At 74.2% G+C, this 21717-nt stretch carries 11 protein-coding genes; 8 read left to right on the top strand and 3 right to left on the bottom strand.

The genetic code is table 11. The annotated features are described in order from the left end of the window. Positions 1-55 precede the first annotated feature (55 nt). Complete coding sequence (locus tag ACZ4M3_RS31325) at positions 56-1420, bottom strand: cytochrome P450 (RefSeq protein WP_467738354.1); 1365 nt, start codon at positions 1418-1420, stop codon at positions 56-58. Positions 1421-1746: 326 nt separating this feature from the next. Between ACZ4M3_RS31325 and ACZ4M3_RS31320 the strand changes: the two genes are divergently transcribed. From ACZ4M3_RS31320 to ACZ4M3_RS31285, 8 genes are all read left to right on the top strand, one after another. Further along, the gene (locus ACZ4M3_RS31320) at positions 1747-7053 is read left to right on the top strand and encodes an amino acid adenylation domain-containing protein (protein WP_467738351.1); all 5307 of its coding nucleotides are present in this window, start codon (positions 1747-1749) and stop codon (positions 7051-7053) included. 58 nt (positions 7054-7111) lie between these two features. Next, on the top strand, positions 7112-10435 hold the full coding sequence (locus ACZ4M3_RS31315; RefSeq protein WP_467738349.1) for a non-ribosomal peptide synthetase: 3324 nt from the start codon (positions 7112-7114) through the stop codon (positions 10433-10435). Continuing rightward, positions 10432-14877, top strand: coding sequence for an amino acid adenylation domain-containing protein (locus ACZ4M3_RS31310; RefSeq protein ID WP_467738347.1), 4446 nt, complete (start codon positions 10432-10434; stop codon positions 14875-14877). The genes ACZ4M3_RS31315 and ACZ4M3_RS31310 overlap by 4 nt, the downstream gene beginning before the upstream one ends. After that, on the top strand, positions 14877-15974 hold the full coding sequence (locus ACZ4M3_RS31305; protein ID WP_467738345.1) for a hypothetical protein: 1098 nt from the start codon (positions 14877-14879) through the stop codon (positions 15972-15974). The genes ACZ4M3_RS31310 and ACZ4M3_RS31305 overlap by 1 nt, the downstream gene beginning before the upstream one ends. Beyond that, positions 15971-18358 carry a M20/M25/M40 family metallo-hydrolase gene (locus tag ACZ4M3_RS31300; protein WP_467738343.1) on the top strand — a complete coding sequence of 796 codons (2388 nt, stop codon included), beginning with the start codon at positions 15971-15973 and terminating at the stop codon, positions 18356-18358. Before ACZ4M3_RS31305 ends, ACZ4M3_RS31300 begins: the two co-directional genes overlap by 4 nt. Then, complete coding sequence (locus tag ACZ4M3_RS31295) at positions 18355-18576, top strand: MbtH family NRPS accessory protein (RefSeq protein ID WP_467738341.1); 222 nt, start codon at positions 18355-18357, stop codon at positions 18574-18576. The genes ACZ4M3_RS31300 and ACZ4M3_RS31295 overlap by 4 nt, the downstream gene beginning before the upstream one ends. 32 nt (positions 18577-18608) lie before the next feature. Further along, a complete protein-coding gene (locus ACZ4M3_RS31290) occupies positions 18609-19709 on the top strand; it encodes a methyltransferase (protein WP_467738339.1) in 1101 nt (366 codons plus the stop codon). 90 nt (positions 19710-19799) lie between these two features. Continuing rightward, on the top strand, positions 19800-20372 hold the full coding sequence (locus ACZ4M3_RS31285; protein ID WP_467738337.1) for a winged helix-turn-helix domain-containing protein: 573 nt from the start codon (positions 19800-19802) through the stop codon (positions 20370-20372). Between the two features lie 44 nt (positions 20373-20416). On the opposite strand, the gene ACZ4M3_RS31280 is transcribed toward ACZ4M3_RS31285, so the two are convergent. Both ACZ4M3_RS31280 and ACZ4M3_RS31275 read right to left on the bottom strand, forming a co-directional pair. Further along, on the bottom strand, positions 20417-21577 hold the full coding sequence (locus ACZ4M3_RS31280) for a prephenate dehydrogenase (RefSeq protein WP_467738335.1): 1161 nt from the start codon (positions 21575-21577) through the stop codon (positions 20417-20419). 45 nt (positions 21578-21622) lie between these two features. Continuing rightward, positions 21623-21717, bottom strand: a 95-nt coding sequence (locus tag ACZ4M3_RS31275; protein ID WP_351857368.1) for an adenosylhomocysteinase, incomplete at its 5' end; no start/stop codon positions are given.

Raw genomic sequence — 21717 nt, 5'->3', positions numbered from 1 at the left:
GCGGAGATGGCAGAAATCCGAAAGCTTTCGGACACGCCGGTGTCGATGGCCGGATTCAGCGGTGGTCCGGCAGCTCGATGATCTCGTTGACCGAGCCGGTGACGCGGTGTGCCTTCGGCGCCGGTCCACCCGGCTCGACGGCGACGGCCCGGACGTGGCCGGCGGGGACGGTCGAGATCCGCACGACCGGGTTGACCTCGGTCCCTGCGGGAAGTACGACGGGCGCGCGCTGCATGATCCGGGCGAGCACCAGCTTGCTCTCCAGGAGGGCGAGGTTGCGCCCGATGCAGTTGTGCTGGCCCAGGCCGAAGGGGAAGTACTCGTGCTGCGCGGGCTGCGCGGTCTCCCAGCGCTCCGGGCGGAATCGCAGCGGTTCGGGAAACGTGGTGGCGTCGCGGTGGGTGACGAAGGAACTGAAGATCGCCATGGCGCCCTCGGGAACCGGGTGGCCGTCGATCGTGGCGCCCTCCTCGGCGTAGCGGACGCCGAACCCGGCCGGCGGCATCAGCCGCACGCTCTCCTTGACGACGTGGTCCAGCACCGGCATGCGCACGAGCGCGTCCGGCCCCGGCGTCGCGTCGCCGACGACCTCGGCCACCTCGGCGCGCAGTTTCTCCCACCACTCCCGGTGCTGGTCGAGCAGGAACAGGGTCCAGAACAGCGAGGAGGCGACGCTGTCGTGGCACAGCGCGGTGTAGGCCTCGCCCAGCAGCTCGTCGTCGGTGAGCTCCTGCTCAGGGGCCGGTTCCCCGTCGGGCACGGTCAGTTTGCTGAGCAGGTCCGGTGCGGCGGCGCCGGAGCGCCGGGCGGCGATCAGCGCGCGCAGGATGTCCTCGATCTCGCCCGCGATCCGGGTCATCCGGCGGAAGGGGGTGCCGGGCAGCGGGGCCTGGACCACCGCGGTCAGCGGGTTCCCGGCGGCCGCGGCCAGCTGGACCATCTTGTCGTTGAGGTGGCGGGCGGACTCCTCGTCCTCGACCCCGGCCATGGTGGCCAGCGAGATCCTCGTGACGAGCCGGGCGAGTTCTTCGTGCAGGTCGACCGAGCGGCCCGGCGTCCACCGGGCGAGCATGTCGTCGGTGAAGCGCACGATGGTGTCGGTGTAGACGGCCACGTGGCGCGGTGAGAAGGCCTGCTGCATGGCCTGGCGGTGCTTGCGGTGGACGGTGCCGTTCAGCCTCAGCAGGCCGCTCGTCAACAGCATCATCGGCGAACCGGGCGGCAGCCGCAGGTGCCGGAAGGAGTCGGAGACGAAGGCCTTGCCGGTCAGTACCTGGCGCGCCTGGTCGGGGCCGAAGGCGAACACCGTGCGGGGGCGGCGGCCGGGCATCGCACACACGTCGCCGTACGTGTCGCGCAGCTCGCGCAGGAACGGCAGCGGACGGCGCAGCAGGCTCAGTCCCGCCGAGAGCCTCCTCATTCCCAGAGGATCAGCCGGACCGGGCAGTCGGCCCGCCGGATTCTGCGCAACAGAACTTCCAGCCACGGTGGTTCTCCTCAGGGAAACGGCACGTATGACGAGTCTTCTTGCTACCGGACGGCGGGCCGCCCCAGGTCCCCGCGGAAAGAATTCCGCAAGAGGATTCCCTCCGGCTTCTTTCCGAGATCCCTCACGGTTCGGAAAGAAACTCCCCCCTCCCGTCGGGCCGCCTTTAACTTCGGGACCGCGGACTCCGGGCAGTGAATCGCCTCTGCGCTCCGCAGGTACCACACGGGGCATGTCATCGGCAGAGGGGCGGGACGAAGATGCGGGCGAGGACGGACCGGGAGACTGCTCTCGATGTCATGCGGGCGGTCTGCGAGGCCGACCCCGGGGCGACCGCGGCCGTCTTCCCCGCCCAGCCGGCGATCGGGCTGCCGCAAGAGGTGCGCTTCACCCGCGAGGAGCTGGACCGCGAGGCCCGGGCGCTCGCCATGAAGCTCCGCCAAGTGGCACACGGCCCCGTACTGCTCCTGATGCAGCCCGGACCGGACTACCTCAAGGCCTTCCTCGCCACCGTCTACGCCGGACTGCCCGCGGCCCCGGTCTACCCCCCCAACCCGGCGGATGTGCGGCGGGATTTCGCCCGGCTCGGCGCGATCCTCGCCAAGCTGCCGGACGCCACCTTGCTGACCGAGCCGGGACTGCTGGAGCCGCTGCGGGAGCTGTTCGCGGAGCGCCTGCCCCACGTGCGGCCCGAGCGGCTGGTGGACACGGGCGTCCCGGCGGGTGCCGGGGACGACTGGCGGGCGCCGTCGGTGCGGCCCGAGGAGCCGCTGTTCATCCAGTTCACCTCCGGCTCGACGGGCTCCCCGCGGGGCGTGCTCGTCTCGCACCGCAACCTGCTCGCCAACGTCGCCGCCATCACCGACCGGTTCGGCCTCGACACCTCCAGCACCGGCGCGCTGTGGCTTCCGCCCTACCACGACATGGGGCTCGTCGGCGGGGTGCTCACCCCCCTCCTCACCGGCTTCCCCATCCACCTGCTGTCACCGCTGTCCTTCGTGTCGGACCCGATGGGCTGGCTGCGGCTGGTCTCCGAGACCGGTGCCACGCACACCGGGGCGCCCAACTTCGGCTATGCGCTCGTCACCCGCCGGGCCCGGGACGAAGACGTCGCCGCCCTCGACCTGAGCGGGCTGCGGGTGGCCTTCTCCGGCGCGGAGCCGGTGGACCCGGCGACGCTGCGGGCGTTCGCGGAGCGATTCGCCCCGGCGGGCCTGAGCCCCGACGTGTTCCTGCCCTGCTACGGCCTCGCCGAGTCCACCCTGATCGTCAGCGGCGGCCGGCCGGGCGCGGGACTGCGTACCCACCGGCTGGACTCCGAAGCCCTCGGCCTGGGCCGGGCGGAACCGGCCCGGGACGGCGCACCGGCCACCGAACTGGTCTCCAGCGGGCCGGTGGTGACCGGCACCGAGGTCCAGATCGTCGACCCGGGCACGGGCCTGCCCGTCGGGCCGGGTGCCGTCGGCGAAGTCCTGGTCGCCTCCGACAGCGTGGCCGAGGGGTACTTCGAGGACCCGGAGGAGACGGCGCGTACGTTCGGCCTGTCCTTGCCCGGCTCGCCGCACAAGTGGATGCGCACCGGCGACATCGGCTTCCGCACCGCGGAGGGTGAACTCGTTCCCGTCGCACGGATCAAGGACGTCATCGTCGTACGCGGCCGCAACGTGCACCCGCAGGACATCGAGCGAACCGTGCAGAACACCGACCCGGGCATCCGCAAGGGCTGCGTCGCGGCCGCGGGCGTACCCGGCCCGGACGGCGGGGAGGAGGTCCTGATCGTGGCCGAGCTGCGGCCCGAGGCCGCGGACGACGCCGCGCAGGCCCGCCGGATCGCGCGCCGGGTACGGGACGCCGTGGCCCGGGAGCATTCGGTTCCGGTGCGCAGCGTGCACCTGATCCGTCCCTCGACCCTGCCCAAGACCTCCAGCGGCAAGGTGCAGCGCTCCGCCGCCCGGCTGGCGCACCTGGACGGTTCCCTGGTCACCGTGGTGTGCGAAACGGCTGACCGTGACCCGGCGACGCCGGCCCCGGTGGCCGCGGTGCCGGGCGGCGGCCCGTCCACGGGCGCGGCGGCCGAGGTACCCGGCGCCCCGTCGGAGGACCTGCTCGTGCGCCTCGCCGCGACGGTCATCGCGCACTTCGGCGGCCACGACGGCACCACGCGCGCCCTGGACTCGCTCGGAGCGGCCCGGCTCGCCGGGGAGGCCTCGCAGGCCTTCAGGGTGGCGCTGCCCGTCACCGGCATCCTGGCCGGCGTCGACGCCGAGGCGCTCGCCGCGCTCATCCGCTCCGCCGGCCCCGTGCCCGGCGGCGGTACCGCCGAACCGGTCGAGTCCCCGGCGAGCACCCGCCAGGAGACCCTGTGCCTGCTCCAGGAACTCGACCCCGCCACTCCCGGACTGGTGCTCGGCATCGCCTTCGCCCTGCCCGCCGAGGCCGATCCGCACGACATGGCCGCCGGCCTGGCCGCGCTCGTGGGCCGCCACCCGGCACTGCGCACCCGCCTGGTGCGCCGTGGCGAGCACTGGACGCGTGTCGTCGACCCGGCGCCCTCCCCGGCCGCCGGCGAGCCCTGGGGCAGGTACTGCACCCTCACCCGGCTGGGCGCCGTCGGGGCGCAGGAACTCGAAGAGGTTCTCGCCGAACGCTGCCGCCGGGTACCGGACCTCGCCGAAGGTCCCCTGTTCCAGGCCGAGTTCGTCCTCACCGACGGGCACGGCGCCCACCTCGTGATCACCGTGCACCACGCGGTCGCCGACCTCTGGTCCATCGGGGTGCTCGCATCCGAGCTCACCCACCTGCTGGCCGCCGACGACCCGCGGACCGGGGCCCTGGCCCTGCCGCCCGCCCCGGTGCCCAGCGGCCAGGTCCCGGACGAACGGCGCCTGGAGCGGGCGTGGGCCTTCTGGCAGCCCCTGCTCGCCGACGGGGTCGAGCCGCTCCAGCTGCCGGCCGCCGACGGCGCCGGGCAGGACCTCCCGGCGGGCCGCGCCCGGCCCGCCATCCGTACACCGCTCACGCTGGACGCCGGGCTCACCGCCGCCCTGAGCGCCCTCGCCAAGGAGTGCGGCAGCACCCTGTACGCGGTACTGCTGGCCGTGCAGTCGCTGACCCTGTCCCGGCTCACCGGCACCGAGCGCGTCCCGGTCGCCGTTCCCCTGCACGGCCGCGGGTCCGCCACCCACCGGGCCGTCGACTACCTCGTCTCCACCGTCACCCTGCCCGTGGACACCTCCGCCGGCACCGTCCGCGACCTGGTGGTCCGGGCGTCGGGAGCGCTGCGCGGCGCGCTGGCCCACCGCACCGTCGGCTACCCGGAGCTGGTCGCGCTGTCGGCCGCCCGCGGCGGACCCGGCGTGCCCGCCCCCGACGCGGCGCTCCTGCTCCAGCAGGACACCCCCGGTGCTCCCCGCGGAGTCGGCGCGGGCCTGCTCGGCGGCGGGGTGCGGCTCGGGGACGTGGAGCTCGGCGTCGCCGTGGTCCCTCCCAGCATCGGTCCCTTCGGGCTCACCACCGTGCTCAGCGAGCACGACGGCACGCTCACCGGGCGGGTCGAGGTCGATCCCGGCCGGTACGCCGGCTGGCTGGCCGGGCAGTTCGCCGACACGTTCCGCGCCGTCGCCCGCTCCCTGGCGGGCGATGCGGACCTTCCGCTCGCCGAGGTGTCCGCCGTGGGCGCCGAGCAGGCCGCACTGCTGCGGCAGTGGTCGCTGCCCGGGGTACCCGAGGACGGCGAGGGCACCCTGCACGAGCTGGTCCTGTCAGCCGCGGCACGCCATCCGCGGCGCACCGCCGTGGTCGCCGAAGACGGCACCCTCGGGTACGGCGAACTCGCCCACCGCTCTGCCGTCGTGGCCGCCGCGCTCGCCGCGCAGGGCGTGGGGCCGGGCCACACCGTCGGCGTGCTGATGCCCCGCGGCCGCGACCTGCCGGCCGTCCTGCTCGGGGTGATGCGCTCGGGAGCGGCCTACCTGCCGCTGGACGCGGCCACCCCGCAGGCCCGGCTGGCCGCCGTGGTGGAGGACGCCGGGTGCCGCCACGTCCTGGTCGGCGCGGTTCCCGTGGACCGGGACCAGTTCTTCCCCGTGCGCGCCCTGGACGTCGACGCGGTGCTCGCGGCGGGCGACGCGGCGCCGGTCGTACCGCAGCCTTCGGTCAGCCCCGACGACCCGGCCTACGTCCTGTTCACCTCCGGCTCGACCGGCCGCCCCAAGGGGGTGGTGATCCCGCACCGCGGCCCGGTGAACCTGGTGCGCTGGGCGGGCTCCGAGTTCGGCGCCGGCGCGCTGGCGCGCACCCTCGCCGTCACGCCCACCACCTTCGACCTGTCCGTCTTCGAGCTGTTCGCCCCCCTGGCCCACGGCTGCGAGGTGCGGCTGCTGGACGGCGTCCTGGACCTGCTGGAGAGCCCGGCGCACGCCGCGGGTGCCACGCTGCTCAACACCGTGCCCTCGGCGGTGGCGAGCCTGCTGGAGCAGGACGCGCTGCCCGACGGCCTGAGCGTGGTCAACGTGGCGGGCGAACCGTTCACCGCCGAGCTGGTCCGGGCCGTGCACCGGCGTCTGCCGGGAGTGCGCATGGTCAACCTGTACGGCCCGAGCGAAACCACCACGTACTCCACGTTCGCCGATCTGGGGGCGGACACCAGCGGCCCGGTCCCCATCGGCCGGCCCGTCGGCGGCACCACCCTCAGCGTCGTCGACGCCGGGCTGCGCCCGCTGCCGCTCGGCGGTACCGGCGAACTCCTCATCGGCGGCGCGGGCGTGGCCCTCGGTTACGCGGGGCGCCCGGGCATGACCGCGGCGCGGTTCCTGCCCGACCCGGACGCTCCGGGCCGAAGGCTCTACCGCACCGGAGACCTGGTCCGCTGGCGGCCCGACGGGCAGCTGGAGTTCATCGGCCGGGCCGACCACCAGGTGAAGGTCCGCGGATTCCGCATCGAGCTGGGCGACGTGGAACGGGCGCTGGGAGCCGTCACGCTCGTCCGCGAGGCCGCCGTACTGGCCCTCGGTCAGGGCACCGCACGCCGGCTGGCCGCGTACGTGGTGCCCGCGCGGCCCCTGGAGGGCGACCCCGGCAGCTGGCTGCGCGGAGTGCGCCGGCGCCTCGCCACGGAGCTGCCCGGCTACATGGTGCCCGCCGAGTTCGCGGTGCTCGACGCGCTGCCCCGCAACCGGCACGGCAAGCTCGACCGCGGCCGGCTCGCGTCCTGCGCCACCCTCCCCCTCGTGACGGGCGACCGGATCGGACCGCGCGACGAGGCCGAACGCCGGATCGCGGGGTGCTGGGCCCAGGTCCTGCCGGTCCGCGAGTTCGGTGTGACCGACGAGTTCCACGACTTCGGCGGCCACTCCCTGATGCTCAGCAAGCTCGCCCACGTGATCGGCCGGGAGTTCTCGGTGCAGGTCCCGCTGACCGCCCTGCGCACGCACACGACGGTGGCCGAACAGGCCCTGTACCTGACGGAACTGACCAGGGCCGCGCCTGCGGACGCCTCCGGTCCGCGCTCGGTACGCCGGCTGGACCGCAGCAGGTACACCGCGGCCGGGAACGGCCGGACCTCCTGATGGGCCGGCCCCGCCCGGGACGCCCGACGCCCGCCCGACGAAACGCTTTGGAGTACCCGTGAGCGACCGGATCCCGCCCGACGCCCATCTCTTCCCCGCCTCCCCCGGCCAGGAACGGCTGTGGTTCCTGGACCGGATGAACGAGACGGCCGGCAAGGCGTACGGCCTCGCCGTCCGCATGGACCTGCGCGGCGCCCTGGAGCGCACTTCGCTGCAGTCCGCGCTCAACGCCACCGTGGAGCGCCACGAGGCGCTGCGCACCGGTCTGCGCAGCATCGACGGCACCCTCACCCAGGTCGTCGTGCCGGGCGTCACCGTCCCGCTGCCCGTCGTGGACCTGAGCGGCCGCGGCCTGGAGGTGGACGAGCTGGAGCGCGAGGTGAGCCGGCTGGTGCGCCAGGAGGCGCAGCGCGGCTGGAACCTGGCGCAGCCGCCGCTGCTGCGCGGGCTGCTGATCGCCCTCGCCGAGGACCACCACGTCCTGCTGCTGTGCGTGCACCACGCCGTCTGCGACGGCCTGTCCCTCCAGGTCGTCCTGCGCGAACTGCTGGAGCACTACACGGGCGGCAGTCGTCCGGGCGGCGAGGAACCCCTGCAGTTCGCCGACTACGTGGTGTGGAACAGCGGCGGCGAGGACGGGCCGGACGCCCAGTGGTCCGCGCGGCGCGAGGCCGCCCGGGACCACTGGAGCCGGGAACTCGCCGGCGCCCCGCTGGTCCTGGACCTGCCCACCGACCGGCGCCGGCCGCCGCTGCAGTCCTACGCCGGCAGCCGGGTCCCCGTACAGCTGGAGACGGCTCTCGCGGACCGGCTGCGCGACTGGTCCGCCGAGCGCGGGGTGACGCCGTTCACCACCCTCCTCGCCGCGTACGTCGTCGTACTCGCCCGCAACGGCGGCGCCGACGACCTGCTGGTCGGCCTGCCGGTCGCCAACCGCTCCCACACGGACTTCGCCGGGACGGTCGGGTACCTCGCCAACACCTGTCCGCTGCGGGCCGACCTGCGCGCCGAGCCGACCCTCGAAGAGCTGGTCGGGCAGTTGTACGACCGGCTCACGGGGGTCCTGGAGCATTCGGACGTGCCGTTCGGTGAGCTGGTGGAGATGCTGGCGCCCCCTCGGATGCCCGAGCGCAACCCCGTCTTCCAGGTGTTGTTCGGTCTCCAGCAGGACGTCAGGCGCAGCTGGGACCTTCCGGGTCTGCGCGTCGACGTCGAGGACGTGGACTGCGGCAACGCCCGGGTCGACCTGTCGCTGTTCCTCTTCGAGGAGGCCGGCGGGGCGATCGACGGCTTCCTGGAGTACGCCTCGGCCCTCTTCGACCGCTCCACCGCCGAACGCTTCGCCGACCAGCTGCACGCCGTGCTCCGGCAGATCCTGCGGGACCCGGGCGTCGCGGTCTCAGCCGTCGACCTGACCGGCAACGCCACCGGCACCGTCGTCGACCCCTTCCTCGACGGCGGTCCGCTGGAGCAGCCGTGGCCGCTGGTGTGGCCGCGGATCAGGGACCTCGCGGTGAGCCGGCCGCACGCCGAGGCCGTCCGCGACGACGGGGACCACCTGGGCTACGGCGCGCTCGCCGAGCGCGTCGACGCCGCGGCCGCGCGGCTGCGTGCCGCCGGAGCGGGCGCCGGCGACCGGGTCGTCGTCCTCGCCGAGCGCGGCATCCCGGCCGTGGTCGCGATGCTGGCATGCTGGCGGGCCGGCGCGGTGTACGTGCCGGTCGACCCGGCGGCGCCGCCGGCGCGCCGGGAACTGGTCCTGGAGCAGGCCGCGCCCGCGGTGCTGGTCTGCGAGGATCCGGACCGGCCCGGTCCCGCGTACCGGGTCCGTGCCGTGGCGATCAGCGCCCTCACGGCGCCGGCGGACGGCGCGGTCGCCGCGCCGGCGCAGGCCGCGACGCAGCCGCACGATCCCGCGTACCTGATGTTCACCTCGGGCTCGACCGGCCGTCCCAAGGGGGTGGCCGTCAGCCACGCCTCGCTCGCCTCGTTCCTGCACGCCCTGACCGGACGTCTGGGGCTGGGCCCGGACGACCGGCTGCTGGCCCTGACCACGACGGCGTTCGACATCTCGCTGCTCGAACTCCTCGGGCCGCTCGTGACGGGCGGCGCGGTCGTCGTGGCGCCCTCGTCCGCGCAGCGCGGCGCCGCCGACCTCGCCGCCCGCCTCAGCGCGCCGGGCCTCACCGTCGCCCAGGCCACCCCGGCCGTGTGGCGCATGGCGATGTCGGCGGGCTGGCGGCCCCGCGAAGGGTTCAGGGTGCTGTGCGGCGGCGAGGCGCTGCCCCCGGACCTGGCCGACCTGCTGGCGGGAACCGCTGCCGAAGTGCACAACCTGTACGGGCCGACGGAGACCACCATCTGGTCCCTCGCCGCCACGGTCCGTCCGGGCGCCCCCCTGACCATCGGCCGTCCGATCCCGGGCACCCGTGCCCTGGTGGCCGACCGGAACCTGCGGCCGGTGCCGCCGGGGGTCTGCGGTGAGCTGCTCATCGGCGGCCCCGGAGTGGCGCTCGGCTACCTCGGCGACCCGGCGCGCACGGCGGCGCGGTTCGTGCCCGACCCATACCGGCTGGGCGAACGGCTCTACCGCACCGGTGACGTCGTACGCCTGCGTCCCGACGGGCTGATCGAGTTCGTGGGCCGTGCCGACGAGCAGGTCAAGGTCCGCGGGCACCGCATCGAACTCGGCGACGTGGAGAGCGCGTTGCGCGCCCTGCCCGGAGTGCTGGACGCCGCGGCGACCGTGCTCGACCCGCGCGGCAACGCCCGTATCGCCGGCTACCTCGTCGCCGGCGCGGGAGTCCTGGACACGCCCGGTCAGGCGGCCGCGCTGCGCCAGGCCCTCGCCGAGGTGCTGCCCACGGCGATGCTGCCCTCCGAGCTGTACGCGGTGACCGCGGTCCCCCTCACCCCCAACGGCAAGGTCGACCGCCGGGCACTGCCGGGCACGGGCCGGCGCCTGGAAGGCGCCGACGAGCGGGTCGCGCCCTCCACCGACGCCGAGCGCGCCGTCGCGGCACTGTGGTGCGAACTCCTCAACCTCCCCGAAGTCGGTGTCCGAGAGGACTTCTTCGGGCTCGGCGGCCACTCGCTGCTCGCCGCCGAACTGCTGCAACGCATCGAGCGCGACCTCGGTGCCCGCGTTCCCGTGGCCGAGTTCTTCATGGAGCCGACCGTAGCCCGGCTCGCCGGAACCGTCGGCCAGCTCCACGGCGGCGGCGCGGACCGGACACCACCCCAAGACCCAGACGGGCGTGCGGAGCAGACCGCAGAGCCCTTGCCCGGGGACCGCTGGGCCGACGAAGACGGCTGGGACTTCCCGGCCGTGCGCCGGTCCGCCCCCGGCTCCGACCCCGTTCCCCTGGAGGTATCGCCGTGACCCGGCACGACGCCACTGAAACGTTCACCGAAGCCCTGCACCGCGTACTCGAAGACCGCGGTGCGGAGTCGGCCACCCCGTTGTCCGTGGAGCAGCGCCGGCTGTGGCTGCTCGGCGGCATAGCCGGCGGCTCCTGGGCCGTCGTCACCGGCCGCTACCGCCTCAAGGGCGCCCCGGACGCGGCCCGGCTCCAGCTGCGGCTGGCCTCCCTGGTCTCCCGCCACGAAGCGCTGCGCAGCGTCTTCGTCGAGGTCGCCGGGCGGCCCGCCCGCCTGGTCCTGCCGTTCGCCGAGATCTCGCTGCGCACGCTGAGCGCGCCCGAGTCCACTGATGCCGCCCGCATCGAGGAGCACGTCCGCCACCTCGCCGAGGAGGACTTCTCCCTCGGCCACGGTCCCCTGCTGCGGGCGCTGTTGCTGCGCTCCGCCGACGGGGACGCCGCCGAGCTGGTCGTCGCCGGTCACCGCCTGGTCCTCGACGAGACCTCCCTGGACCTGCTGGTCGCCGAACTCCTGGGCGACGAGGGCGACCGGGGGAGCGCCACGGGCGAGGCCGGGTCCCTGGAGCAGGCCCTGGGGGCCGAGCGTGAGCGTCTTGCGGAACCCGCCCTCGCGGACGCCGTGACCGGCTGGGCCGCGGAACTGGCCCGCCCCGCCGCCACCGAGATCCCCGGCTACGGCCCGCGCCCGGAGATCAAGGCGAATTCCGCCGCCTCCGTGGTGCTGCCGCTGCCGCTGGCCCTCGCGTCGCGCGCCGCCGAGGTCGCCGACTGGGAAGCCGCGGTCGCGGCCGCCTGGCTCGTGGTCCTCATGCGCTCGCAGGCCACCGGCGCCGCCGTGTGCGGTGTCCGCACCGCACGCCGGGCCGAACTGGGCAACGTCGTCGGGCCGCTCGACGCGCTGCGCCTGGTGCGCGTGGACGACGCGGCCGAGGCGCCGCTGTCGGACCTCCTGTCCGCCGTCGGGCGACAGCTGCGCACCGCGGCCGTGGACGTCCCGCTCGCCCACCTCCTCGAAGTGGCTCCGCCGCGCCGCGACATCGCTCGCACCCCCTACGTGCAGACCGTCGTACGGGCCGTCGACGCGCGCAGGCCGCTGGGCGGCGCCGCAGGCACCGCCTGGCCGGTCGCCGACGCGGCCTCGGGCACCGAGTACGACCTGGAGGTGACGGTCCGGCTCCAGCCGGGCCTGGTCGTCGCGCAGATCGACTACGACGTCCAGCTGTACTCGCAGGAGCGGGTGCGCGCGCTGGGCAACCAGCTCGCGGCGGTCCTCGACGCGATCCTGCCCGGCGGTACCCCGGAGGTGACCGGGGCGGTCGTACCGCTGCTCGACGCCGAGGGCGCCCGCGTCGCCCTGGCGGCGGGGCGCGGTGAGCGCACGGCCCCCGACCCGCGCTCCCTCGTCGATCTGGTCGAGGCGCAGGCCGCCGCCACGCCCGAGGCCGTCGCGCTGCGGCAGGGTGACGCCGAGGTCTCGTACGCACAGCTGTGGTCGGATGCCGTACGACTGGCGGACGAGCTGGCGGCGCGCGGTGTGCGCCCCGGCGACCGGGTCGCGGTGTGGCTGCGCCGCGGGCCTTCGACGGTCACCGCGCTGCTCGCGGTGCTCGCCGCCGGCGCGGCCTTCGTGCCGGTCGACGCGGCCTATCCCGAGGACCGGGTGCGCTACCTGGTGTCCGACTCCCGGCCCTCGCTGGTGCTGTCCGAGAGCTCCGTGCAGCTGCTCGGCGACCTCGGTGTCCCGGTGCTCCTGCTGGACGAGCTGTCCGGTACGGCCGCTCGGGGCGGCGCGTCCCGCCCCGAGCGGGTCCCCGCCGATGCGGCCGCCTACCTCATCTACACCTCGGGTACCACCGGCCGCCCCAAGGGCGTCGTCGTGCGCCACTCCAACGTCGTCAACAACATCACCTGGCGCCAGGCGAACTGGCAGCTGACCGAGGCCGACCGGGTGCTGCACAACTACAGCTTCTGCTTCGACCCCTCCATCTGGGCGACGTTCTGGCCGCTGGCGTCCGGCGCCTCCGTCGTCCTCGCCACCGAGGAGCAGATGAAGGACCCCGGGGAGCTGATCGCGACGCTCCGCAAGCACCAGGTCTCCCTGCTGAGCGGTGTGCCCTCCCTGCTGTCCCTGCTGCTCGATCATCCGGACGCGGGCGCCTGCACCCGCATCCGGCTGGTGCTCAGCGGCGGCGAACCCCTCACCGAAGGCCTGCTGGAGCGCGTCGAGTCGACCTGGTCCTGCGAGATCGCCAACCTCTACGGCCCGACCGAGGCCACCATCGACGCCACCGGTCACCGGGTGCCGCGCGGCGACCGCACGGTACCGGTCCCGATCGGCCGCGCCGTGCACAACACGGCCGTGCATGTCGTCGACGCCGCGCTGCGGCCCGTACCGGAGGGCGTCCCGGGTGAGATCGTCGTCACCGGCGCCGGAGTGGCCCTCGGCTATCACGACCGGCCGGCACTGACCGCGGCCCGCTTCCTGCCCGACCCGTTCGCGGCGGCGGGCGACGGCGCGGGTGGCGCCCTCTACCGCACGGGTGACCTGGGCCGCCGGCTCCCCGACGGCTCCCTGCAGTTCTTCGGCCGTGTCGACGACCAGGTCAAGATCCGCGGTCACCGCATCGAGCTCGCCGAAATCGAGTCGGTGCTCAAGACCCTGGCCGCGGTCCGCGAGGCCGCCGTGGTGGCGCTGGACGCGGGCACGGAGGACGCCCGGCTGGCCGCCGCCCTGGTCCTGGCCACCGGCGCCGACGGTGCGTCGGCGGAGCAGGTCCGTGCCGCACTCGCCGACGAGTTGCCCGGCTACCTGGTCCCCGACCGGTTCGCCGTGCTGGAGGAGCTGCCGCTCACCTCCAACGGCAAGACCGACCGACGCGCCGTCGCCGAACTGCTGGCGTGGCAGCCCGCCGCACCGGCCACCGGCCGGGACGCTTCCGCCGGACCCCGCAACGCGCTGGAGCGTTCCGTCGCCGAGGCCTTCGCCTCCGTGCTGCGCGTCCCGGCCGTCGACATCCACGCCGACTTCTTCGACCTCGGCGGCACCTCCCTGATCCTGGCGAAGCTGGCCTCCCTACTGGGCCGCCGGCACGACGTCGAGATCCCGCTGCACGAGTTCTTCCGTACGCCCACCGTGGCAGGCGTCTCCGAGACCATCGAGGTCTACCGCCGCGAGGGCCTGGCCGGTGTCCTGGGCCGCAAGCACGCCGCGACGCTCGAAGGCGACGGCACCCTGGACCCCTCCATCAGCCCCGAGGGGCTGCCGGAGGCCGACTGGGAGAACCCGCGGCGCGTCTTCCTCACCGGCGCCACCGGCTACCTGGGCCTGCACCTCGTCGAGCAGCTGCTGCGCCGCACCGACGCCGAGGTCGTGGCCCTGTGCCGGGCCCGCGACGAAGAACACGCCCTCGAACGGCTGCGGGAGGGCTTCGCCCTCTACGAGATCGACGTCGAGGACCAGCTGCACCGGGTTTCCGCGGTCGTCGGCGACCTCGCCGAACCACTGCTGGGTCTGACCCAGGAGCAGTGGGACGACTTGGCCGCGACCGTGGACGTGATCTACCACAACGGCGCACTCGTCAACTTCGTCTACCCCTACTCGGCGCTCAAGGCCGCCAACGTGGGCGGGACCCAGCGGGTCATCGAACTGGCCTGCACCACCCGGCTCAAGGCCGTCCACCACGTCTCCACCATCGACACCCTGCTCGCCACGCACATGCCGCGTCCGTTCCTCGAGAACGACGCGCCGCTGCACTCGGCGGTCGGCGTCCCGGCCGGCTACACCGGCAGCAAGTGGGTGGCGGAGAAGGTCGTGGACGAGGCGCGCCGACGCGGCATCCCGGTCACCGTCTTCCGCCCCGGCCTGATCCTCGGCCACACGAAGAACGGCGCCACCCAGACCATCGACTACCTGCTGGTCGCGCTCCGCGGCTTCCTGCCCATGCGCATCCTGCCCGACTACCCCCGCATCTTCGACGTCATCCCGGTCGACTACGTGGCCTCCGCCATCGTGCACATCTCGGGCAAGCGGGAGGCGATCGACGGCTTCTACCACCTCTTCAACCCGGCGCCGGTGCCGTTGCGCACGTTCTGCGACTGGATCAAGGGATACGGCTACGAGTTCGACATCGTGCCCTTCGAGGAGGGCAGGCGCCGCGCCTTGGGCGTCGCCCCGGACCACCTCCTGTATCCGCTCGTGCCGCTCATCAAGGATGCGGAAGCCGAGCCGCACCGGGCCCTCGACCCCAAGTACATGGACGAGGTCCGGCCCGAGCTCGAGTGCGCCGAGACGCTGCGCATGCTGGCCGGCAGCGACATCGTCTGCCCGCCGACCACGGAGGCCGACGCCCACGCCGTCATGGACTACCTCGTGCGCACCGGCTTCATGTCGGCGCCCGCGGACGTCGTCCACGACGTGGCCGACACGGCGGAGGCACGGTGATGGGGGCCGCCGAACACGTCCTCCATCCGGCGGGCCGGCCCGACTACGTGGCCCAGGTGGCCACCGTGCCCTTCCGCCTGGGACGGCCCGAGGAGCTGCCCGGCTCGCTGGACGAGGTGCGCGACGCCGTCGCGGACCGGGCGGCCGAGGCCGTCGTCGGCCTCAGCCGCCCGGGCGCCCGGGCCGGCGTCGGCGCGCTGCTGGCACAGGCCCGGCAGACGCGTGCGGCCCTCGCGCCGACCGGCAGCGGGCCGGTGACCGACGATCCGGCCGAGTCCGAGGCCAACCGGGACAACGACCTCGCCTTCGGCATCGTGCGGACTCGCGGCCCGGTGACCGAGCTGCTCGTGGACGCGGCACTCGCCGCGCTCATCGGGGTGCTGGAGGTCGCCGCGGAGCAGGGCTCCGAGTTGGACGGGATCGCCTGGGAACGCTTCATCGGCGGTTTCGACGGACTGCTCGGCTGGCTCGCCGACCCGTACGGCGCGCCGCAGGCGCGGCCCGTCCCGGCTGCCGGGCCGCCCGGGCCGCCGGGGCCCCAGGACGCGCTGCGCCGCTGGGTGCGCGGACACCACGTCTTCATGGTCTTCGCCCAGGGATGCGCTCTGGCCACGGCCTGCCTGCGTGACAGCGCCGACCGCGGCGACCTGTCCGGGGCCGAGGCCTCGGCGGCCGCGGCGGAGGCACTGATGCGCGGCTGTCAGGGGGCCCTGCTCTACGCGGGCGACGCCAACCGGGAGCAGTACAACGAGCAGATCCGCCCCACCCTCATGCCGCCGGTCGCACCGCCGAAGATGAGCGGCCTGCACTGGCGCGACCACGAGGCGCTGATCGAGGAGCTGGCCCGGTCCCGCGGTGCCTGGGAATGGCTGGCCGCGCAGGGTTCCGAGCGGCCCGCCGCGTTCCGGGCGGCCCTCGGGGAGGCGTACGACTCCCACATCGGGGTGTGCGACCACTTCGTGGGCGACGAGTCGCCGAGCCTGCTGGCCGGCAAGGGCTCCTCGCGCTCCGCCGTCGGCGTCATCGACCAGTTCCGCACGATCCGGCTGCGCTCGCTTCCGGAGCCGTCCGCCACTCCCGAGGGGGACGCCCCGTGATCCGCGGTTCCCACGCCTTGCGCACGGGGCTGGCCCGGTACGGCCCGGCCGCGGCAGCCTGCGCCGCGGCGGCGTACGCCGCCACCTCGCTCACCTCGCCCCGACCGCGCCCGGACAGCGATCCGGAGGACCGGTTCTCCGCCGAACGCGCCATGCGCCACGTCCGGGCGGTGGCGCGCGAGCCCCACCCGGTCGGCTCGCCGGCCGCGGGCCGGGTCCGCGACCACCTGCTCGCCGAGCTCAAGGAGCTGGGATTCGAGACGGAGGTCCAAGAGGCGGTCGCCGGCCATGACCTGGGGCCCACGCCGTACGGGCCCCGGTACTTGACCGGCGGAGTGGTGCGCAACGTCATCGGCCGGCTCCCGGGCTCCGTCCCCGGGCACGCCGTGCTGCTGATGACACATTACGACTCGGTGTCCCAGGGCCCGGGCGCCAGTGACGCGGGCGTCCCGGTGGCCGCTCTCCTGGAGGCGGTCCGGGCGCTGCGGGCCGAGGGCGCGCAGCCGCTCAACGACCTCCTGGTGGTGTTCACCGACGGCGAGGAGGCCGGCCTGCTGGGCGCCCGCGCCTTCTTCGACCGGCACCCGCTGGCCGCGACGGTGGGCGTGGCCTTCAACTTCGAGGCCCGCGGCACCGAAGGCCCGGTGCTGATGTTCGAAGCCGGTCCGGGCAACGGGCCGATGCTGGAGGAGCTGGCCCGTACCGGGGTTCCCGTGTTCGCCAGTTCCCTCTTCGACGCCATCTACCGGCGCATGCCCAATGCCACCGATTTCGCTCTGGTGAAGGAACGGGGGATCCCGGGCCTCAACTTCGCACACATCGGAGGTTTCGCGGCCTACCACGGCCCCCTCGACGACATCGAGCACGTGGATCCGTCCGCGCTCCAGCACCAGGGGGAGCTCGCCCTCGCGCTCGCCCGTCGCCTGGGTTCGGCGGACCTGGCCGAACTGGGCGGTGAGGACACCGTCTTCTTCCCGCTCGGACGGGGGCGCCTCGTGCGCGTCCCGGGCAGGGCCGTCGTGCCGCTGGGCGTCGCGGCCGGACTGCTGTGGGCGGGCGGTCTGGGCCACGCCCTGCGCGGGGGCGGACTGAGCGGCCGCCGGCTGGGCGGTGCCGGCGCCCTGCTGGCGGGCCGGATCGCAGCGGGCGCGGCCGCGGGTACGGCATTCACCGCGGCCATGGGCAAGCTGGCACCGGAGTTCCGCCGGCACGGCGACTTCCACGGGTCGGGCGACATCTACGCCGCAGTGGCGGGGCTGGCCTGCGCCGCGGTGTTCGCCGGCCCCGGCGGCCGTGCCGCGGCCCAGGCCCGTACCGCCTCCGCCACGGTGCCCCTGGCGGCCGCCTCGGTGGCGCTCGCCGCCGGGATGCCGGGCGGCAGCTACCTGACGACCTGGCCGCTGGTCGGCGCGGGCGCCGGCCTGTGGCTGCTGGGCTCCGACGGGCCGGCCGCCTCCGGCGCCGCGCCGGGCCGGGGCCCCTCCGCACGGCACGCGCTGGGCGCGGCGGCCGCGGCCGCTCCGGCCGCCGCGCTGCTCGTCCCGCTGTCGCGCCTGCTCTTCAAGGGGCTCACCCCGCGCCTGGCCGGTACCGCCGTGGTCGCCCTGCAGCTGTGCGGCGAGCTGGCCGCGCCGGCGCTGGCGGAACTGCCGCGCCGGGCCCGGGGCGCCGCTGCGGCGGGCGGGCTGCTCCTGGCGGCCGGGGTGGCCGCGCGGCGCTTCCTCCGGCGGGGCAAGGGCGCCCCGCCGCCCGAGACCCTCAGCTACCTGCTGGATCCGGAACGCGCCGAGGCGCTGTGGATCAGCAGCGACGAGTCCGCCTCCGCCCGCACGCGCGCCTTCCTCGGCGACCAGCCGGCCAAGGGCCGCCTGCCGGAGCACTTCCCCGGCTGGCAGCGGGACTTCCTGCACGCGCCCGCCCCGCAGCTCGACCTCCCGGGCCCCGAGGTGGCCGTGCTGGAGGACGCGGCCGGGGAGGCCGGCCGGCGCCGTCTGGTGCTGCACCTGCGCTCGCCGCGCGGTGCGCGCCAGCTGTCGCTGGCCGTGGTCGGCGGCGGAGTACGCCGCTGGCGCGTCGAGGACGGCGCGTGGTCGGAGCCCGCCCGCTTCGCCGCCGGGGACGACAGCTGGGAGCTGTGGCTGCACGCCGTCCCGGACCCGGGCATCCGGGTCGAACTCGAACTTCCGTCGTCCGATGCCCGGCTCCGGGTCCTCGATCGGGTCGACGGACTGCCGCACCAGCTCGCGGCGGCTCCGGGCACCGATCCTTCCGCCGGGATCCCGGAGCACATCAGCCCGGCGGCCGCCCTCGACGTGGATACCTGGGGCAACGCCTCACTCGTCGTACGGACGGTGCACCTTCCGGTCCAGGAGGGGCCGGCATGACTACGAAAGGAGTGACCGGGTTGGCCACTTTCCTGGGCGAGGACGACTCCGTCGCCTGCGCCGTCGTCGCCAACGACGCCGGCGCGTACTCGATCTGGCCGGCGGACCGCCGCATTCCAGACGGCTGGCGACCGGCCGGTTTCACCGGCCCGCGCAGCGCATGCCTCGAACACATCGAGACGGTATGGGCCGGTCCCGCACCCGCCCCCGCCGCCTGATACCGACCCTTCACACAAGGAGAAACACCACCATGACCGTCACCCTCGACAACACCTCCGCGACCCAGTCCCCCGTCGGTGGTCCTCCGACCGGCAAGGCTCCGCTGGACATGGACGGGCTCGCCTGGATCCTCTTCGGCGCCTCCGCCTTCCAGTACCTGAACGCGGCCTGCGAGCTGAACCTCTTCGAGCTGCTGGAGCAGAAGCCGGGTCTGACCAAGGCGCAGATCGGCGCCGAGCTCGGCCTGGCCGACCGCGCCAACGACATCCTGCTGCTGGGTGTCACCGCGACCGGCATGCTCACCGTCGAGGACGGCCGCTACCAGCTCGCCACCGTCCTGGCCGAGCTCCTCAAGACGGACGACTGGCAGCGCTTCAAGGACACCGTCGGCTTCGAGCAGTACGTCTGCTACGAGGGCCAGATCGACTTCACCGAGTCGCTGCGCGCCAACAGCAACGTCGGCCTGCGCCGGGTCCGCGGCTCCGGCCGTGACCTGTACCACCGCCTGCACGAGAACCCGCAGATGGAGCAGGCCTTCTACAAGTACATGCGGTCCTGGTCGGAGCTGGCCAACCAGCACCTGGTCGAGGTCCTGGACCTGTCCGGCACCTCCAAGCTGCTCGACTGCGGCGGCGGCGACGCCGTCAACTCGATCGCGCTGGCCCAGGCCAACCCGCACATCGAGGCCGGCATCCTGGAGATCCCGCCGACCGCCCCGCTGACCGAGAAGAAGATCGCTGAGGCCGGCCTCAGCGACCGCATCACGGTCAAGCCGGGCGACATGCACGCGGACGAGTTCCCCACCGGCTACGACACGGTGATGTTCGCCCACCAGCTCGTCATCTGGACGCCGGAGGAGAACACCGCGCTGCTGCGCAAGGCGTACCACGCCCTGCCCGAAGGCGGTCGGGTGATCATCTTCAACTCGATGTCCAACGACGCGGGTGACGGCCCGGTCGTGGCGGCTCTCGACAGCGTCTACTTCGCCGCGCTGCCGGCCGAGGGCGGGATGATCTACCCCTGGGCCACCTACGAGGAGTCCCTCACCAAGGCCGGTTTCGACCCGCAGTCCTTCCAGCGGATCGAGTTCCCGGGTTGGACCCCCCACGGCGTCATCATCGCCACCAAGTAACCAACGGCCCGTGCGGCGGCCCGGTCGCGCCCCGAGGGCGGGGCCGGGCCGCTGCGCGGGCCGCCGTCATGCGGCACCGCGGAGGACCTGATGCTGATCACCCCGGACGAAGACAAGGTGAGGATCGTCCGCTGGCCGCTGGAGACGGCGAAGCGGGAGAAGTGCAGGGAACTGGGAGCCCTGCGGATCCTCCTCGTGGAGAACGGCGCGACGCCACCGCTGACCGCGGACCTGCGGGAGGACTGGGTCAGGGTCCCGGTCAGCAGGGCGGACCTCGCGGCACGGGTCACGGCGCTGCGCGTCAAGGCCAGGACGTACCGCGTCCCGACCCTCGACGTGGACGGGGTTCTCGGCTTCGACGGCGACTCGGTCGTGCTCTCCCCCACGGAGATCGCGATCGTCGCCGAACTCGTGCGCAACTACGGCTCGCTGGTCGCCAGGGAAGCGCTCGCCCACCTTACGGGCGCTCCGCGGGCCAACAGCCGCAACGCCCTCGACCTGCACATGATGCGGATACGCAGGCGTATCGCCCCGCTCGGGCTGGGCATCAGCACGGCGTGGGGGCGCGGCTACCTGCTCCAGGAGCTGACGCCGGGCATGCAGGGTGAGGGCGGAGCGGCCGGCGGCGCGAAAACGACGAGCGGGGCGCTCGCCGCCGGTTGACGGTCCACGCCCCGCTCACCACTCGTGCCCTCGCCCGGCCGGCCTCACACCGGTTCGGCCAGCGGTTCCGGCACCGCCCGGGCCCGTCCGACGACGGGCCACTGACGGCTCTCCAGCCAGTCCGTCAGCGCGGACGTCACCCCCGCGTCGACCAGGAGCACGGCGAGGCCGGTGGGAGAGTGCGGCGAGTCCTCGATCCACAGGTCCTCGACGTTCACGTTCAAGTCGCTCACATCCGCCAGCAGCCGGGCGAGTTCGCCCCCGCGGTCCGTGAGGCGCACCTGCAGCCGGTCGTACGCGCGCCCCGCCGATCCGTACTTCTGGGGGATCAGCAGCTGCCCGGACCTGCCCTCCTCCAGCAGTCGGCGCAGCAACTCGCGGTAGGCAGGGGCGTCTTCGCCCCCGCGGACCTCGGCCAGTGCGCTGAGGGCACGGCGGGTCACCTCCAGGTCGTGCTGGAGACCCTCCAGTGCTGCCAGCACCGCGGAGGCGTTGGACCCGAGGATGTCGGTCCACAGCGCGGGGTCGCCGGCCGCGATCCGGGTGAAGTCACGCAGTCCGGAGCCGGACAGCCCCAGCGCGCGCTGGTCGTAGGACCGCAGCATCCGGGCCATCAGGCTGCTGACCAGGTGCGGCAGGTGGGAGGTCATCGCGATGGCCCGGTCGTGCGCCTCGGCATTCATCGTGACCGCGTCCGCCCCGCACAGGCCGACCAGCCGGCGGGCGGTGGCGGTGGTCGCGCGCGAGGTGTCGGTGCTCGGGGTGAGGATCCACGGCTTGGCCCGGAACAGGTCACCGCGGGCGGCGCCGGGGCCCGGGTGCTCGCGGCCGGCGATGGGATGCCCGCCGACGAAGCGGGAGGCGTCCCAGTCGGCGCCGGGCCCGGCGGGCAGCGACGCCTTGACGCTGGCGACGTCGGTGTAGTGGCGGGCGATCCGCCTGCGCTGGGCGTCGGCCAGGATGGCGTTCACGCTGTGCGGGGGAACCGCGATGACCGCCAGGTCCGCCGGGCGTTCGGGGGCGAGCGCGGTGCCCGCCCCCATCGCCTCGGCGATCTGCACCGATTCCGCATGGACGTCCTGGAGGTGGACCCGGACACCGTTCTGGGTGAGTGCCAGGCCGATGGAGGTCCCGATCAGCCCGGTGCCGATCACTACGACGGTGTCCAGCGGATCTGTCGCGTCCGTGCGTTCGATGGTGATCACCCTGTCGTCACTTCGTTCCGAACCCGCTCAGTGTTGCGGGACTGCTCAGTAGCGGTAGTGGTCGGGCTTGTACGGGCCCTCGACCTTGACGCCGATGTACGCGGCCTGCTCCGGGCGCAGGGTGGTGAGCTTGACGCCCA

Source organism: Streptomyces sp. NPDC026522 (assembly GCF_055567555.1).
Note: the sequence above shows the minus strand (reverse complement) of the source record. Positions and strands in the feature narration are given on the sequence as shown.

Bases quoted from the DNA above. Each gene is read 5' to 3' on its own strand.
- ACZ4M3_RS31325 (WP_467738354.1), bottom strand. From the start codon at position 1,420: ATGAGGAGGCTCTCGGCGGGACTGAGCCTGCTGCGCCGTCCGCTGCCG.
- ACZ4M3_RS31320 (WP_467738351.1), top strand. From the start codon at position 1,747: ATGCGGGCGAGGACGGACCGGGAGACTGCTCTCGATGTCATGCGGGCG.
- ACZ4M3_RS31305 (WP_467738345.1), top strand. From the start codon at position 14,877: ATGGGGGCCGCCGAACACGTCCTCCATCCGGCGGGCCGGCCCGACTAC.
- ACZ4M3_RS31295 (WP_467738341.1), top strand. From the start codon at position 18,355: ATGACTACGAAAGGAGTGACCGGGTTGGCCACTTTCCTGGGCGAGGAC.
- ACZ4M3_RS31290 (WP_467738339.1), top strand. From the start codon at position 18,609: ATGACCGTCACCCTCGACAACACCTCCGCGACCCAGTCCCCCGTCGGT.
- ACZ4M3_RS31285 (WP_467738337.1), top strand. From the start codon at position 19,800: ATGCTGATCACCCCGGACGAAGACAAGGTGAGGATCGTCCGCTGGCCG.